16 protein-coding genes are annotated in these 14,215 nt (G+C 66.5%); 12 read left to right on the top strand and 4 right to left on the bottom strand.

Annotated features, from left to right (window positions below; translation table 11 throughout):
* Position 1: 1 nt before the first annotated feature.
* From KTR40_RS06645 to KTR40_RS06655, 3 genes are read left to right on the top strand one after another with little or no spacing between them, the layout of a single operon-like run.
* Positions 2–769 (top strand): CoA transferase subunit B, encoded by a 768-nt coding sequence (locus KTR40_RS06645; RefSeq protein WP_139028680.1) that lies wholly within the window; start codon positions 2–4, stop codon positions 767–769.
* Entirely contained in the window at positions 766–1,308 is a 543-nt protein-coding gene (locus tag KTR40_RS06650) for a MaoC family dehydratase (RefSeq protein WP_228405669.1), read from the top strand. Before KTR40_RS06645 ends, KTR40_RS06650 begins: the two co-directional genes overlap by 4 nt.
* Entirely contained in the window at positions 1,305–2,144 is an 840-nt protein-coding gene (locus KTR40_RS06655; protein WP_139028682.1) for a CoA ester lyase, read from the top strand. Before KTR40_RS06650 ends, KTR40_RS06655 begins: the two co-directional genes overlap by 4 nt.
* 33 nt (positions 2,145–2,177) lie before the next feature.
* Here the strand turns inward: KTR40_RS06655 and KTR40_RS06660 are convergent, their stop codons facing one another.
* Positions 2,178–3,647 (bottom strand): lipase maturation factor family protein, encoded by a 1,470-nt coding sequence (locus KTR40_RS06660; protein ID WP_228405670.1) that lies wholly within the window; start codon positions 3,645–3,647, stop codon positions 2,178–2,180.
* Between the two features lie 50 nt (positions 3,648–3,697).
* Between KTR40_RS06660 and KTR40_RS06665 the strand changes: the two genes are divergently transcribed.
* The 9 genes from KTR40_RS06665 (at position 3,698) to KTR40_RS06705 (ending at position 11,547) form a co-directional block, all read left to right on the top strand.
* Positions 3,698–4,441 carry a TSUP family transporter gene (locus KTR40_RS06665; RefSeq protein ID WP_228405671.1) on the top strand — a complete coding sequence of 248 codons (744 nt, stop codon included), beginning with the start codon at positions 3,698–3,700 and terminating at the stop codon, positions 4,439–4,441.
* A gap of 121 nt (positions 4,442–4,562) precedes the next feature.
* Entirely contained in the window at positions 4,563–5,747 is a 1,185-nt protein-coding gene (gene dxr / locus KTR40_RS06670) for a 1-deoxy-D-xylulose-5-phosphate reductoisomerase (protein WP_228405672.1), read from the top strand.
* A 17-nt stretch (positions 5,748–5,764) separates the two neighbouring features.
* Positions 5,765–7,096: an RIP metalloprotease gene (locus tag KTR40_RS06675; RefSeq protein ID WP_228405673.1), complete on the top strand. Its 1,332-nt coding sequence runs from the start codon at positions 5,765–5,767 to the stop codon at positions 7,094–7,096.
* A 57-nt stretch (positions 7,097–7,153) separates the two neighbouring features.
* On the top strand, positions 7,154–7,852 hold the full coding sequence (locus KTR40_RS06680; RefSeq protein WP_228405674.1) for a hypothetical protein: 699 nt from the start codon (positions 7,154–7,156) through the stop codon (positions 7,850–7,852).
* Positions 7,853–7,920: 68 nt separating this feature from the next.
* Complete coding sequence (locus KTR40_RS06685; protein WP_228405675.1) at positions 7,921–8,610, top strand: MarR family transcriptional regulator; 690 nt, start codon at positions 7,921–7,923, stop codon at positions 8,608–8,610.
* Positions 8,607–9,122: a hypothetical protein gene (locus KTR40_RS06690; RefSeq protein ID WP_228405676.1), complete on the top strand. Its 516-nt coding sequence runs from the start codon at positions 8,607–8,609 to the stop codon at positions 9,120–9,122. Before KTR40_RS06685 ends, KTR40_RS06690 begins: the two co-directional genes overlap by 4 nt.
* 77 nt (positions 9,123–9,199) lie before the next feature.
* Entirely contained in the window at positions 9,200–9,493 is a 294-nt protein-coding gene (locus KTR40_RS06695) for a YciI family protein (RefSeq protein WP_228405677.1), read from the top strand.
* Between the two features lie 34 nt (positions 9,494–9,527).
* Entirely contained in the window at positions 9,528–10,694 is a 1,167-nt protein-coding gene (ispG, locus tag KTR40_RS06700) for a flavodoxin-dependent (E)-4-hydroxy-3-methylbut-2-enyl-diphosphate synthase (protein ID WP_139028691.1), read from the top strand.
* Complete coding sequence (locus KTR40_RS06705) at positions 10,657–11,547, top strand: DUF4081 domain-containing GNAT family N-acetyltransferase (RefSeq protein ID WP_139028794.1); 891 nt, start codon at positions 10,657–10,659, stop codon at positions 11,545–11,547. The genes ispG and KTR40_RS06705 overlap by 38 nt, the downstream gene beginning before the upstream one ends.
* On the opposite strand, the gene KTR40_RS06710 is transcribed toward KTR40_RS06705, so the two are convergent.
* Genes KTR40_RS06710 through KTR40_RS06720 form a run of 3 tightly spaced genes read right to left on the bottom strand, consistent with a single transcriptional unit; the run spans position 11,544 to position 13,836 of the window.
* Positions 11,544–12,233 carry a TetR family transcriptional regulator gene (locus tag KTR40_RS06710; protein WP_228405678.1) on the bottom strand — a complete coding sequence of 230 codons (690 nt, stop codon included), beginning with the start codon at positions 12,231–12,233 and terminating at the stop codon, positions 11,544–11,546. The two genes, KTR40_RS06705 and KTR40_RS06710, sit on opposite strands and share 4 nt — an antisense overlap.
* Positions 12,230–12,973 carry an ABC transporter permease gene (locus tag KTR40_RS06715; protein WP_228406046.1) on the bottom strand — a complete coding sequence of 248 codons (744 nt, stop codon included), beginning with the start codon at positions 12,971–12,973 and terminating at the stop codon, positions 12,230–12,232. The genes KTR40_RS06710 and KTR40_RS06715 overlap by 4 nt, the downstream gene beginning before the upstream one ends.
* Before the next feature lie 11 nt (positions 12,974–12,984).
* Positions 12,985–13,836, bottom strand: coding sequence for an ABC transporter ATP-binding protein (locus KTR40_RS06720; RefSeq protein ID WP_228405679.1), 852 nt, complete (start codon positions 13,834–13,836; stop codon positions 12,985–12,987).
* Positions 13,837–14,215 lie beyond the last annotated feature (379 nt).

Genomic DNA, 14,215 nt, shown 5'->3' on the forward strand with positions numbered 1-14,215 from the left:
CATGGATCCCAACAGCCCCTACGCTCCACGGCCCGAAGGCGTCCGCCCAGAATACCGCCGGGCGGCCGCCCAACAGCACGACATGACTGGCGACGCCGCCGGCACCAAAGGCTGGACCCGGAACGAACTCGCCGCCCGCGTGGCCAGGGAACTCAGCAACGGGCAGTACGTCAACCTGGGGATCGGCATGCCCACGCTGATCCCCAACTACATCCCCGACGGCGTGGAAGTGGTGCTCCACTCCGAAAACGGAATCCTCGGCGTCGGACCTTATCCTGCGGAGGACGCCGTTGACCCGGACCTCATCAACGCCGGCAAGGAAACCGTCACGGTCAACAAGGGCGCCGCCTTCTTCGACTCCGCGTCATCCTTCGGGATGATCCGCGGGGGCCACGTGGACGTGGCAGTCCTGGGTGCCATGGAAGTTGCCGCCAACGGCGACCTGGCGAACTGGATGATCCCGGGCAAGATGGTCAAGGGCATGGGCGGCGCCATGGACCTGGTGTTCGGCGCCAAGAAGGTGATCGTGATGATGGAGCACGTGGACCGCAACGGAAACCCGAAGATTGTCCAGCAGTGCTCCCTGCCCCTGACAGGCAAAGGCTGCGTGGACCGCATCATCACGGACCTGGCGGTTATCGACGTCGTCGCGGACGAGTCCGGTTCCCGGCTGGTACTGCGGGAACTGGCGCCCAACGTCTCCGTGGAGGACGTGGCAGCCGCCACCGGCGCGGACCTTTTCGAAGAGGACCGGGAACTGACCGTATGACCGGCGCCCAGGGCGAGCCGCGCGTCATTGAGCAGCGCGGGCTCTATTTCGACGAACTGGAAGAGGGGGTCACGTACGCCCACCGCCCCGGGCGCACGGTGACGGAAGCGGACAATGTCCTGTTCACCACGCTCACCATGAACACACAGGCACTGCACCTGGATGCCGCCTGGAGTGCCGGCCAGCCGTTCGGCCAGCGGCTCATGAACTCGATGTTCACCCTGGCCACCATGGTGGGCCAGTCCGTTTCCCAGCTGACCCAAGGCACCATCATTGCCCAGCTGGGCCTGGCCGACGCCTCATTCCCGCATCCGCTGTACCACGGCGACACCCTGTACACCGAGACCGTGATCAGCGGCAAGAGGCTGTCCGGATCGCGGCCGGGGCAGGGGATCGTGACCATGGAGCACACAGGCCGGAACCAGGACGGCACGGTGGTGGCACTGGCCACGCGGAGCTGCCTGATGTGGACACGGGAAGCCCACCAGGCGCACCTCCGCGGTGGACAAGCCGACGGACAGGAGACAATGCCGGTATGACTTTTGTGATGGGCTCCGCCCTGCTGTTCTGCCCTGCCGACCGGCCGGAGCGCTACCAGAAGGCCGCCGACCGTGCCGACGCCGTCATCCTGGACCTTGAGGACGCCGTGGCGCCGGCGGACAAACAGCGCGCCCGGGGCGCCATCCTTGCCCAGGTGGGCGCAACGGGCGACGTGCCGGAGCTGGAGCCCAGCAGGACCATCATCAGGATGAACCCGGCAGGAACCGAGGAATTCGAGAAGGACCTGCACTGCCTGAAGCACACGCCGTACCACACTGTCATGCTGGCCAAGACGGAAACGGCCCAGCAGCTTGAGGCACTTGAGGGCTACCAGGTGATCGCGCTGTGCGAAACAGCACTGGGGGTGCTCAATGCCCCCGCCATTGCCGCCGCCCCCAACGTCGTGGCACTGATGTGGGGAGCCGAGGACCTGCTGGCAACGCTCGGCGGGACCTCCAGCAGGAAGGACGACGGCGGCTACCGGGCCGTGGCCCTCCACGCCCGTTCGTCGGTGCTGCTCGCCGCGCGTGCCCACGGCAAGGAAGCTGTGGACGCCGTCTATACCAACATCCCGGACCTGGCCGGCCTCGCAGCGGAAGCTGCCGACGCCGTGGCTTCCGGTTTCAGCTCAAAAGCCTGCATCCATCCCAGCCAGGCGGCCGTGGTCCGTGCTGCCTACGCACCATCCGGTCCAGAAGTGGCCGCGGCTGAAGCCCTGCTTGAGGCTGCGGCGTCAGCAGGCTCGGGAGTGTTCCAGTACCAGGGAAAGATGATCGACGGTCCAATCATCAAGCACGCGCAGGAAATCATCCGCCGCGCCCAGGCCCTGGGTTAGCTGACCGTTTCATCACAGCCGCCCGGGCGAGCCTCAGCCCAGCCGGCCCGGCGAGCGCCGCAAAGACAGCGGCGGGATCGGCTCGTACAGCAGCCGCCGCACCCATCGGTCCCCGGTCTCCCGGAACTCCTTGCGGCTGGCGAACCGGTAATGGTAGCTGCGCACGCGCACCCAACGCGGCGCGGCGCCGTCGAACGGGTCATGGCGGAGGAGCCGCAACGTCTGCCGGTCCGCCTCCAGGAGCTTGCCGAGGAAGGCGTAGAACCACTCCTCGTGGACAGTCCGCAGCGGCAGGAACCACATCAGCCAGTCCAGGCGGAGGTGGTAGGGCGCCCACTGCCGCGGGAGCCTGCGGACGTCGCCAGGCTTGCCCTTGAAGCCGTACTCGCGCCACTCGGAGGAGTCGTCCGGCTCCTCGTCGAGGGTACCTTCAACAACAATTTCAATCCGCTGCTTGGTGACCGTGCCGAACGCGCCGTAGGTGTTGACCAGCTGCCACCGGTTGAAGCTGGCATTCATCAGCTGCCGGCGGGAGAAGAGGTTGCGCAGCGGCCAATAACTGAGCACCACCAGCAGCAGTGTGGCGGCCAGGGTGATGGCCAGCCACCACAGCGGCGTTTCCCGGTCCACGCCCGGCGCTCCGTGCCAGTCCAGCGGAATGGCCGGCAGGACGGCGTGGGCCACGGGGTCACTGACCGCGGCAAAGGCCAGCACGATGGCAATCCAGTTCAGCCACGCGAAGTTGCCCGTGGCCACCAGCCAGAGCTGGGTGGCGATGACAATGCCTGCCGCGACGCTGGCAACAGGCTGTGGAGCAAACAGGAAGAACGGCACCACCAGCTGGGCGAAGTGGTTGCCCAGCACTTCCACCTTATGCAGGGGCTTGGGCAGCAGGTGCGCCTGCCGACTTAGCGGCCCCGGCATGGGCTGAGTCTCGTGGTGGTAGTAGAGGGCAGTCAGGTCGCGCCATTCCCGGCCGCCGCGGATCTTGATCATTCCGGCACCGAACTCCAGCCGGAACACCAGCCACACAACCAGGATCAGGATGGTGCGCGGCGGGTCTGTCTGGTCCGAGCCCAGGAAGGCCACCGTGAACCCGGCCTCCAGGAGCAGCATCTCCCAGCCGAAACCGTAGAACGTCTGGCCCACGTTCACGATGGACATGTACAGCAGCCACAGAACAAGGAACGCGACCAGGGGAACCCACGGCGGGCCCTGCTGCGGGATGCCGGCCACGAGCAGCGCCGATACCAGCAGCCCGACGGTACAGACCCACCGCAGCAGCTGGTCAGAATACCGCCAACGGAACAGGGAGGGCCGGCGCAGGCGGCTGAAGCCGGAAAGATACTCGGGCACCGGAAGCAGGCCGCGCTCACCCAACAAACCCGGGAACTGGTTCAGCGAGGACAGGAACGCAACGAAATACAGTGCCGCCACGCCTCGCTGCAGCACCTGCCGGGCGAACTCGTATTCCGGCGCATCAAACCAGGAGAGCCAGTCCACGCAGTCCACGTTACGCCCGCTCCCAACGGACCTGCCACTAGGATCGAGGGATGTTTGTGCTGGTGCTGATCGCCGTTGTTGCAGGCGCCCTGGCCCAGCGGATTGCCGGCCTGGGTTTTGGGCTGCTCGTGTCCCCGGTGCTGGTGGTGCTCCTTGGCCCCTTCGACGGCGTCATGATCATCAACCTCTGCGGCGCGTCATCGTCCCTCCTCATCCTTTCCCGGGTCTGGCGGCACGTGGCCTGGAAGAAGTATTTCGGCCTGGCGCTCGCCGCCCTGGCGGGCGTCCTGCCCGGGGCCTGGCTGGCCAGCAACGTGCCCGAAGCCCCACTGGAGATCTGCATCGGCCTCCTGCTCATCGCCGCCCTGCTCGCATCCCAGCGGCTGACCAGGAGTTCATGGCGTGCCAGCGGCCCGGTACCCATGATGTCCCTGGGGTTTTCCAGCGGCCTGATGAACGCCGCCGCCGGAGTAGGCGGGCCTGCCGCTACGGCCTATGCCATTGCCACCCGCTGGGAGCAGAAGAGCTTCAGCGCCACGCTGCAGCCGTACTTCATCACCACCGGTTTTACCTCGCTGACCAGCAAATATGTGCTGTCCGGCGGTCACGTTCCCGCCCTGGAAGGCTGGCAGTGGCTGGCGATCCTGGCGGCAATGGTCACCGGAATCGTTGCCGGCGACCTGCTCTCCGGCCGGGTGCGTCCGTCCTCCGCCCGGCGCATCGTCACGGCCATCGCCTACCTGGGAGCTGTGTCCACCCTGGCCAAGGGCCTGGTGGAACTGGGAGCAGCCTAAGCGGTGCCGCCAGCCGTGACCGTGCCTGCGCTGCGTGTCCAGCCCCGCTCATCCTGCCCTTCTTGCGGCAGAGGGTGTCCGCGAGCGGTTGTCCGGCAGCGCGGTGCGGGATACTTAAGCAATGCAGCCACGCAGAATCGTCCTCCTCGGATCCACCGGTTCCATCGGCACCCAGGCGATTGACGTCGTCGACGGCGCCCCGCACCTTTTCGAAGTGGTGGCCCTCAGTGCCGGGGGAGGCAACCTGGAACTCCTGGCGCGCCAGGCGGTGCACACGGGGGCCCCTGTCATTGGCATCGCCGGCGGCGACCCCGGACAGCTGGCCTCCTTGGTGGCCGAAGCCGCAGCAGCGGCCGGCAAGCAGGGTTACCGGCCGGAAATCATTGCCGGCCCGGACGCGTCCACCCGTATTGCCGGTGTAGAGGCCGACGTGGTCCTTAACGGAATCACCGGTTCCATCGGCCTGGCGCCCACCTTGGCGGCGCTCAAATCCGGCGCCATGCTGGCGCTTGCCAATAAGGAGTCCCTTATTGTGGGGGGCTCACTGGTGAAGGCCGCTGCCCGCGAAGGCCAGATCGTGCCCGTGGATTCCGAACATTCGGCGATCGCCCAGTGCTTGCGTTCCGGGTCTGTCGCGGAGGTGGAAAAACTGATCCTCACCGCCTCCGGCGGCCCGTTCCGTGGCAGGAGCAGGGACCTGCTGCACGGCGTGACCCCGCAGGAGGCTTTGGCCCATCCCACCTGGGACATGGGCGTCATGGTCACCACCAACTCGGCGACCCTCGTCAACAAGGGCCTGGAGGTCATCGAGGCGCACCTGCTGTTCGATGTTCCCCTGGACCGGATCGACGTCGTGGTGCATCCGCAGTCCGTGGTCCACTCAATGGTGCAGTTCATCGACGGGTCCATCATTGCCCAAGCCTCTCCGCCGGACATGCGCCTGCCCATCGCCCTGGGGCTGGGCTGGCCGGACCGGGTGCCCAAAGCGGCCGCAGCCTGCGACTGGACAAAAGCCGCCACGTGGACGTTCGAGCCGCTGGACAGGGAGGCCTTTCCCGCCGTCGGACTCGCCAAGGACGCCGCGAAGCAGGGCAGCACGTTCCCCGCCGTGTTCAACGCAGCCAACGAGGAAGCGGTGACAGCCTTCCACGCCGGGCGCATCAGGTTTACAGACATCGTGGACACCATCGAGTCCGTCCTCAGCGAACATTCAGGCTCCTCCGGGCTCACGGTGGAGTCAGTGCTGGATGCTGAGGACTGGGCACGCTCCCGCGCCCACGAACGTTTAGCAGTCAGCAGTCTCTAGGAAGCAGCAGCACGACAATGACCCCCGTTCTCCTCTTTGTCCTCGGCGTCGTCTTTGTGGCGATCGGCATCGCTGCCTCCATCGCGCTCCACGAAGTGGGCCACCTGGTGCCGGCCAAGCTCTTCAAGGTCCGCGTCACCAAGTACATGATCGGCTTCGGCCCCACGCTCTGGTCCCGGCGGAAAGGCGAAACAGAGTACGGCGTCAAGGCCATTCCGCTGGGCGGCTACGTGTCCATGATTGGCATGTACCCGCCCAACAAGGAAGACGGCTCGGTCCGCCCCTCCAGCACGGGCATGTTCCAGACACTGGCTACTGAAGCCCGGTCCGTGGCCCATGAGGAAGTGGGTCCCGGCGACGAGCACCGGGTTTTCTACCGGCTGCCTGTCTGGAAGAAGATCATCGTGATGCTGGGCGGGCCTGCCATGAACATGGTGCTCGGCGTGCTCCTCACCGCCGTCCTGCTGATGGGCTTTGGCGTCGCCACGGCCACCACCACCATCTCCGACGTCTCCAAGTGCCAGGTGGCGGCAGGGGAGACCGTGGACCCGGATTCCGCGGACTGCCGGCTCACGCCCGCCGCCGCGGCAGGACTCAAGCCCAGTGACAGGGTCATCGCCTTTGACGGAAAGGCCGTGGACAGCTGGGACCAGCTGACGGAATGGATCCGGGCCTCCGCGGGGCGCGAGGTAACCATCACCGTGGAGCGGGACGGCGCCCAGGTGTCCACCAACGTGACTCCGGTGCTGTCGGCCCGTCCCGTTATTGGGGCGGACGGACGCCAGGAAAAGGACGACGCCGGCAACCTTCGTTACCAGGATGTCGGCTTCCTGGGCATCGGTTCCCGGACTGAACTGGTGGCCCAGCCGGCGTCGTCCGTTCTTCCGATGGCGGGGGAGAACATCCGCCAGGTGGCAGGGGTGGTCTTCAACCTGCCCGCACGCGTTGTGGGCGTGGCGAAGGCTGCCTTCAGCGAGGAGCCCCGCGACCCCAACGGCCCCATCAGCGTGGTGGGCGTGGGAAGGGTGGCCGGTGAAGTGGCCGCCATGGAAGAAATCCCCGTCCAGTCCCGCCTGGCAGCACTGATCGGCCTCCTGGCAGGGCTGAACTTCGCGTTGGCGGTATTCAACCTGGTCCCGCTGCTGCCCCTGGACGGTGGACATGTTGCCGGCGCCCTGTATGAGGGCGCGCGGCGCCGGGTGGCCAGGCTGCTCGGCAAACCTGACCCGGGAGCCTTCGACATTGCGAAGCTGCTGCCGGCGACCTACGTAGTGGCCGCCTTGCTCATGGGCATGAGCGCGCTCCTCATCTATGCCGACATCGTGAAGCCGGTGAACCTCTTCGGCTGACGCCTGTGACTCCATCGAGAGGCGGGCCCTGCAGCCACCTCGAGAAAGGATGAACACATGAACTCCCGGAACATCGGACACTGGATCCGGGCGGGACTTTGGGCATTGCCGGCGGCGTGGCTGGTCACCGCGTGGTCCAGCCTGGAGCCCCAGCCGGACCAGGACAAGGACCCGGCCGCCTGGGCCCGGTTTGTCAGCTCCGACTCCTACCAGACCGGCCACCTCGTGGGCAGCACGCTGGGCACCGTCGTGGCAATCTTCGGGATCTTCGCCCTGGGCTGCTGCCTGGCCAACAGCCGGGCGGGACGGCTGGCGCTGGGAGCGATGGTCACTGCTGCCATGGGCACCGCCCTGCTGCTGGTGCCGGCAGTAATTTCTACCTTTGTCACACCCGCTGTTGGAAGGGCCTATCTTGCAGGGAACCAGCAGGTGATGCAGCTGGAATTTCCTGGCTCCATGACCGGGACTTTCCTGCTGGGCCTCGTGCTCGCGTTTGTGGGAACGGTATTACTGGGCATCGCAGCGTGGCGTTCCCAACGGTTGCCCCGTCCGGCCGCGGCGCTCTGGGTTGCCGGGGCTGTGCTGTTCTACGCCCTCGGCGTTGTCCTGGGCCAGGCCACCACGGGGAGCAGCCTGCCTACCCAGGCCGCAGGAGCCGTGGCGATGGCGGTGGCCGGAGGATGGTTCGCGCTAAGCGGCACCCGTCAGGTGGCAGGTCCTGATGCTGTCCAGGGTGATCGGCGTCTATCAGCCTAATACGGCTGATATTTACTAATCAGCCATTGATGGTTGATTCGGCGGGATCAGCTGCCTAGGGTGGGAACATGTACGTTCTCACCATTGACCAGCGGGGCAGCACCTCGGACGTGGACCGCGTCCCGGACCTGATCGCCGCGCTGCGGAACCTGACACCGGTTCCGTTCGAACGCTCAGTGGGTGACGAACTCCAGGGCGTCGTGGAACACGCTGCGGACGTGGTGGACATCGCCTTGCATGCACTGCGCAGCGGGTACTGGTACGTGGGGATCGGCATTGGCGGCGTCCAGCTCGCTCCGGGTGCCAGTCCCCGCGAAGGGTCCGGAAGCGGCTTCGTGGCGGCGCGCAGGGCGGTGGAACTGGCCAAGGGCGCAGCAGGCCAGGTCCCGTTGTCAGTGGTACCCGGCACCATGGTTCGTGGCAAGGACATCCGGTCCCCGCAACAGAAGAATGCAGCACAGGAGGGCATCACGGCCTGCTCAAACGCCCAGGCGGTGCTTCGGCTGATCGGGCGTCTGGTGCAGCAGCGCACGGAGGCCCAGTGGCGGGTGGTGGACCATCTGCGTGCGCAGGGGGAGGGAAGGCACGGCAGCCAGAAGCAGGTGGCCCAGGAACTGGGAATCACCGAGCAGTCGGTGAGCCGTGCCGTGCTGAGGTCCGGATGGCAGGAAGAATGGGCGGCGAGGCCCGCAGCGGCCATGCTACTTGACCACGCGCAGTCCCTGATTGCCCGCACCCCGACAGAAGGAAACCAGTGAACGCACTCTGGATCACGGTTGCGCTGCTCGTGGCAGGATTCGCCGGCTGGCCTGTGACAGCACTGGTGTTCCGGCTCGCCAAGACCATTGATGACAAGGCAGACGCCGCCAAGGCGGCCGAAGAAGCCGGAAGGGCAGCCGATGATCCGTCCGCGGACGTGACCGTCGACCCCCCGACTCCACCCGGGGCCCAGAGTGTGGACGATGAGCTGACCGCCCGGGCCGGCACGCCGCCGTCGGGCAGTCCTGGCTCCGAGCCCGCGGCTCCCACCCAGCGGATCCTCCGTGGTGGTGCCATCATCGGAATCCTTGAGCGGCTGGGAGTATGCCTTGCCATTCTCACCGGCCAGCCGGTGGCCATCGCCTACATCGTGGCCATCAAGGGCCTGGGCAGGTTCGCGGAGCTGAAGGAAACCCCCGTGGCCGCCGAACGGTTCATCATCGGAACGCTGACGTCCATGCTGTGGGCCGCCGGAACGGCGGCGGCCGTCAAGGTCACCTTCCTGGCGTGATGAAAAAGGGGCGGCGGATCCATGGCAGGCTGCCGGCCGGATGCGTGCGAAGGCAGGCGGGGCGATAGGGTAGCGGTATGACAGTTTTTGCCGTTGAGTACGTTTATGCCGCCGAATCCACTGAAGAACGCAATGCCGTCCGGCCGGCGCACCGTGAATGGACCGCGGGCCTGGCCCAGGACGGCGCCATCCTGGCCAGCGGGCCGTACGGTGACGGTGCCGGGGCGCTGCTGATTTTCAAGGCCGCTGATGAGGCCGCCCTCAACTCGATCCTGAAGCAGGATCCGTTCGCAGCAGCGGGAGTCATCGCCGGAACCCGCATCACCGAATGGTCACCAGTTACCGGCATGCTGGCCGGCCTCGCCGCATAAGCCGCCTCCACTTTTCGAATCTCTAGGAGTCCTCGTGACCTCGGTCAGCCTGGGAATGCCCTCAGCACCGCCACCCGTCCTTGCCCCGCGCCGCAAGACGCGGCAGATCAAAGTTGGCTCCGTCGGAGTCGGTTCGGATTCGCCCATCAGCGTGCAGTCCATGACCACCACGCCCACCACGGACATCAACGCCACCCTCCAGCAGATCGCCGAACTCACGGCCTCGGGCTGCGACATCGTCCGCGTGGCCTGCCCGTCCGCTGACGACGCGGAGGCGCTGCCCATCATTGCCCGGAAGTCCCAGATTCCCGTGATCGCGGACATCCACTTCCAGCCAAAGTACGTCTTCGCGGCCATCGAGGCCGGCTGCGCGGCGGTGCGGGTCAACCCCGGCAACATCCGCAAGTTCGACGACCAGGTCAAGGAGATCGCAGCGGCCGCCCGCGATCACGGGACCTCCATCCGCATCGGCGTGAACGCCGGCTCCCTGGAGCCCGGAATCCTGAAGAAGTACGGAAAGGCCACCCCGGAGGCACTCGTGGAGTCTGCCGTCTGGGAGGCCTCCCTGTTCGAGGAGCACGGCTTCCACGACTTCAAGATTTCCGTGAAGCACAACGACCCCGTCATCATGGTGGCGGCGTACGAGATGCTGGCAGAAAAAGGCGACTGGCCCCTCCACCTTGGGGTCACCGAGGCCGGACCGGCCTTCCAGGGCACCATCAAGTCCGCCACCGCCTTTGGCGCGCTCCTGTCCAGGGGCATCGGCGACACCATCCGGGTATCCCTCTCCGCCCCGCCGGTGGAGGAAATCAAGGTAGGCAACCAGATCCTGCAGTCCCTCAACCTGCGTCCCCGCAAGCTGGAAATCGTCTCCTGCCCCTCCTGCGGCCGCGCCCAGGTGGATGTCTACACGCTGGCCGAGCAGGTCACAGCCGGGCTGGAAGGAATGGAGATCCCGCTGCGCGTGGCGGTCATGGGCTGCGTGGTCAACGGCCCGGGCGAGGCCCGCGAAGCAGATCTTGGCGTTGCCTCCGGCAACGGCAAGGGCCAGATCTTTGTGAAGGGCGAGGTCATCAAGACTGTCCCCGAAAGCCAGATTGTTGAGACACTGATCGAAGAGGCCATGCGTATCGCGGAAGAGATGGGGGAAACCGATGGCGAAGATGCTGTCAAGGGTAGCCCCGTGGTTAGCGTCTCGTAAGGATGTCCCCGACCCGCCGGGGATTTCCGTGCGCGCCCTGGAGCGGGAGGACACTGCGGCGCTGAGGGTCCTGGCGCAGCGTGATCCGGTGACCAACGTGTTCATCCTGGCGCACCTGCGTACTGCGGGTTCCGCCGCGGCCACCAGCGGCGGCGCGGGGGTCCTGGGCGTGTTCGACGACGGCGTCCTGGCAGGTGCGTGCTGGGCAGGGGCCAACCTGGTCCCCGTCCAGCTGGACCCGGCCCTGGCCGGCGTGGTGGCTGCGGCGGCCAGTGCGTCGGGACGCCGCTACGCCTCCGCCTTCGGCCCCGCCCATTCCGTGCTGGCCCTTCATGCCGAGTTGGTTGAGCTGGGGCACCGGGCCCACGAGGTGCGCCCGGACCAGCCTTTGATGACTATCGGCGGGCCCCCGTCCGTTGAGCCGAACCCCGGGCTGGGGCTCGGAAACCTAGCTGATTTTGACCGCATCCTGCCGGCGTGCGCCGCGATGTTCGAGGAAGAAGTGGGATATTCCCCTTTCCTGGGCGGGCGGGAGTTCTACAGCCGCCGGGTGGAAAGCCTGATTCGGCAGGGCCATTCCCTCGTGCACCTGAACGACGCCGGCGAGGTGGTGTTCAAGGCCGAACTCGGTGCCGTCACCTCTGACGTCACGCAGATCCAGGGCGTCTGGATGAACCCCCTCTACCGCGGCAAGGGGCTGAGCTCCGGATACATGGCGGCGGTGGTGGAGCAGGCGCAAAAGGTGGCGCCCACCACCAGCCTCTACGTCAACGGCTTCAACACCCGCGCACGGGCCACTTACGAGCGGGTCGGCTTCCAGCAGGTGGGGACCTTCGCCACCGTTCTTTTCTAGGACTGCCCATCCCCGCCGGGCTCCCGCTTCCGGCCTTGCTCCCGCTTCCGGCCTTGCTCCCGCTTCCAGCCGCCCAGGTCTCCCGTGAGGTAGCGCTGCACATTGGGCGCTACCAGCCGCACCACATCCTCCGGGGCGGCGGACGCCAGCGGTTCCAGCCGGACCACGTAGCGGACCATCATCAGTCCCACCATCTGGGTCGCCACCAGGTCGCCGCGGAGCGCCACGTCCTCCTTTGTCCCGGGCACCCCCACCATGATCCGGCTGATGATGGCGCGGGTGACGGTCTCCCGCAGGAGGGCGGTCTTCGGCTTTGAGCCTATAGTCCCGCGCAGGAAGGCCACCAGGCCTGGCTGGGCAGGGCTCTCCCACAGGCGCAGCACGGCCCGGACGATGAGTTCGGCCCGCTCCCCGGGGGGAGCATCCTCCACGCCGGCCAAGACCTCCTCGGGGTTGGCCGGAAGCTCCACGCTGAGGGCGAAGAGTTCGTCCTTGCCGTTGAAGAAATGGTGGATCATGGCCGGGTCCACGCCTGCCGACCGGGCCACCTGCCGCAGGCTGGTCCCCTCGAAGCCGTGCTCGGCGAACAGCCGCCGGGCCGCCTCCAGGATGTGGCCGCGCGACGCGTTTGTCCCGCCCCGGCGTCCCCGGCGTACAGCCGGTGGCTGTCCGTCCGCTGCGCTCACGCGCTCTGCCTGCGCAGGGTGAGTGAGGCCAGCACCAGGACTCCCACAACAATCGCCACCATGATCCCGGCGTCCTGCCACAGCTGTTCCGTGGCTTCCGTGTTGGCGGCTATCTCCTGCAGAGCGTCCACGGAGAACGTCAGGGGAAGGACGTTGGAGATTGCCTCAAGGACGTCATTCATGCGGTCGCGGGCCACGAACAGTCCGCACAGCAGGATCTGGGGCACCACGACGACGGGCATGAACTGCACTGCCTGGAATTCCGTCCTTGCGAAGGCTGAGCACAGCAGTCCCAGCGCCACCCCCAGGACCGCGTTGATCACGGCGATCAGGACCACGTAGCCGGGGGACCCCTGGATATCAAGATCGAAAATCCAGTAGGCCACGGCGGTGGCCACCAGCGACTGCAGGGCGGCCATGATCGAAAACGCGAGGCCATAGCCAAAAAGGAGGTCGGCTTTGTGCACGGGCGTGGTGAGCAGCCGTTCCAGCGTTCCGGAGGTGCGCTCACGCAACATGGTGATGGAAGTGACCAGGAACATCACCACGAACGGGAAGATGGCCAGCATCATCAGTCCAACCCTGTCGAAGGTGCGGGGGACCCCCGGGGGCAGCGTCTCGTTTTCATACAGGAAGTAGACCGCCGTGAGCAGCAGCGCAGGCACCACCAGGATCAGGGCGATGCTTCGGTGGTCATGGCGGAGCTGGTCCAGCACCCGGTGCGTCGTGGCGAGCATCATTCGGACGTCCATCACCGCACGCTCCTTGTCCGTGCCTTGGTTTCCCCGATGGCGGCAGTTGGCTTCCCGGACCTTTGAGTCTCCGTCCCCGTGGTGGCATCGTCCGCCGCCGTCGCCGCTTCCTGGATGATGTGGAGGAATGCCTTCTCGAGGTCGCTGCTGTGTCCGCGCCGGCTGAGTTCCCCGGGCGTCAACTGGGCGAGCAGTTTTCCCCCGCGCAGGAGCAGCAGGCCGTCACACCGGCCGGCTTCCTCCATCACGTGGCTGGAGACCAGGAGGGTGGTTCCGGCCTCGGCCATGGACTGGAACCGGCTCCACAGGTCCGCCCGCAGTACCGGGTCCAGGCCTACGGTGGGTTCGTCCAGCACCAGGAGCGGGGGATGCGCCACCAGCGCGCAGGCGAGGGAGGCGCGGCTGAGTTCGCCCCCGGACAGGTCGGCCGTCTTTTGCCGGGCCTGGCGTTCAAGCCCGACGGCGGCAATCGCCTCCGCTGCCTCGGCCTTCCTTTTCCGGTGCATGGCTCCGAAGTAGCGGACGTTCGCTTCCACCGTGAGGTCCGGGTACAGGCTCGGTGATTGGGTCACATAGCCCACCTGGTGCCGCAGGGCAGCGCTCCCGGCGGGCAGGCCCAGGACCTGCACCGTTCCGGAGGCCAGCCGCTGCACCCCGACGATCGCCCTCATGAGGGTCGTTTTTCCGCTGCCGGACGGTCCCAGCAGTCCCGTGATCCTGCCGGCCGGAATGGTGAAGTCCAGTGAGCGAAGAACGGAAACTTTACCGCGCACCACATTCAGGCCGGCGGCGGCAATAGCGTCTCCGGCCGCGCCGCCCTGGAGTCCGGTTAGTGCTGCCGCATGGGACATGATCGCCCTCCATTGTCAGGAGCAGGCTGCCGGCACCTGCTGGCACCGTAATTCATCACCTGATGAATTAAAGCTAGGACGCCGGGAAGGGCCGGTCAACAGCAGGAACGGGTCCACAGCAAGAAATGGGAAACACTTGTAAACGTGGCTGTCATCACATAGGTTCGATCTAGCTGCGCTGGAGTGGCGTGGGCGGTCTCACCAGTCCTCACCAGTACTTAGGCGATAACGGCGTCGAGCCACGCCCGGATGCGATGACCAGCCTCATGGGGGGCCAGGGGCTTTGCATGTCCGGGCGTGGCTCAACTGTTTCCCGGGCCTGTTGGCGGGAGGGCAGTGCCCGTTGGCAGGACGCAGTGCCTGTTGGCAGGACGCAGTG

Source organism: Pseudarthrobacter sp. L1SW (assembly GCF_020809045.1).
In the GTDB taxonomy this organism is placed as follows: domain Bacteria; phylum Actinomycetota; class Actinomycetes; order Actinomycetales; family Micrococcaceae; genus Arthrobacter.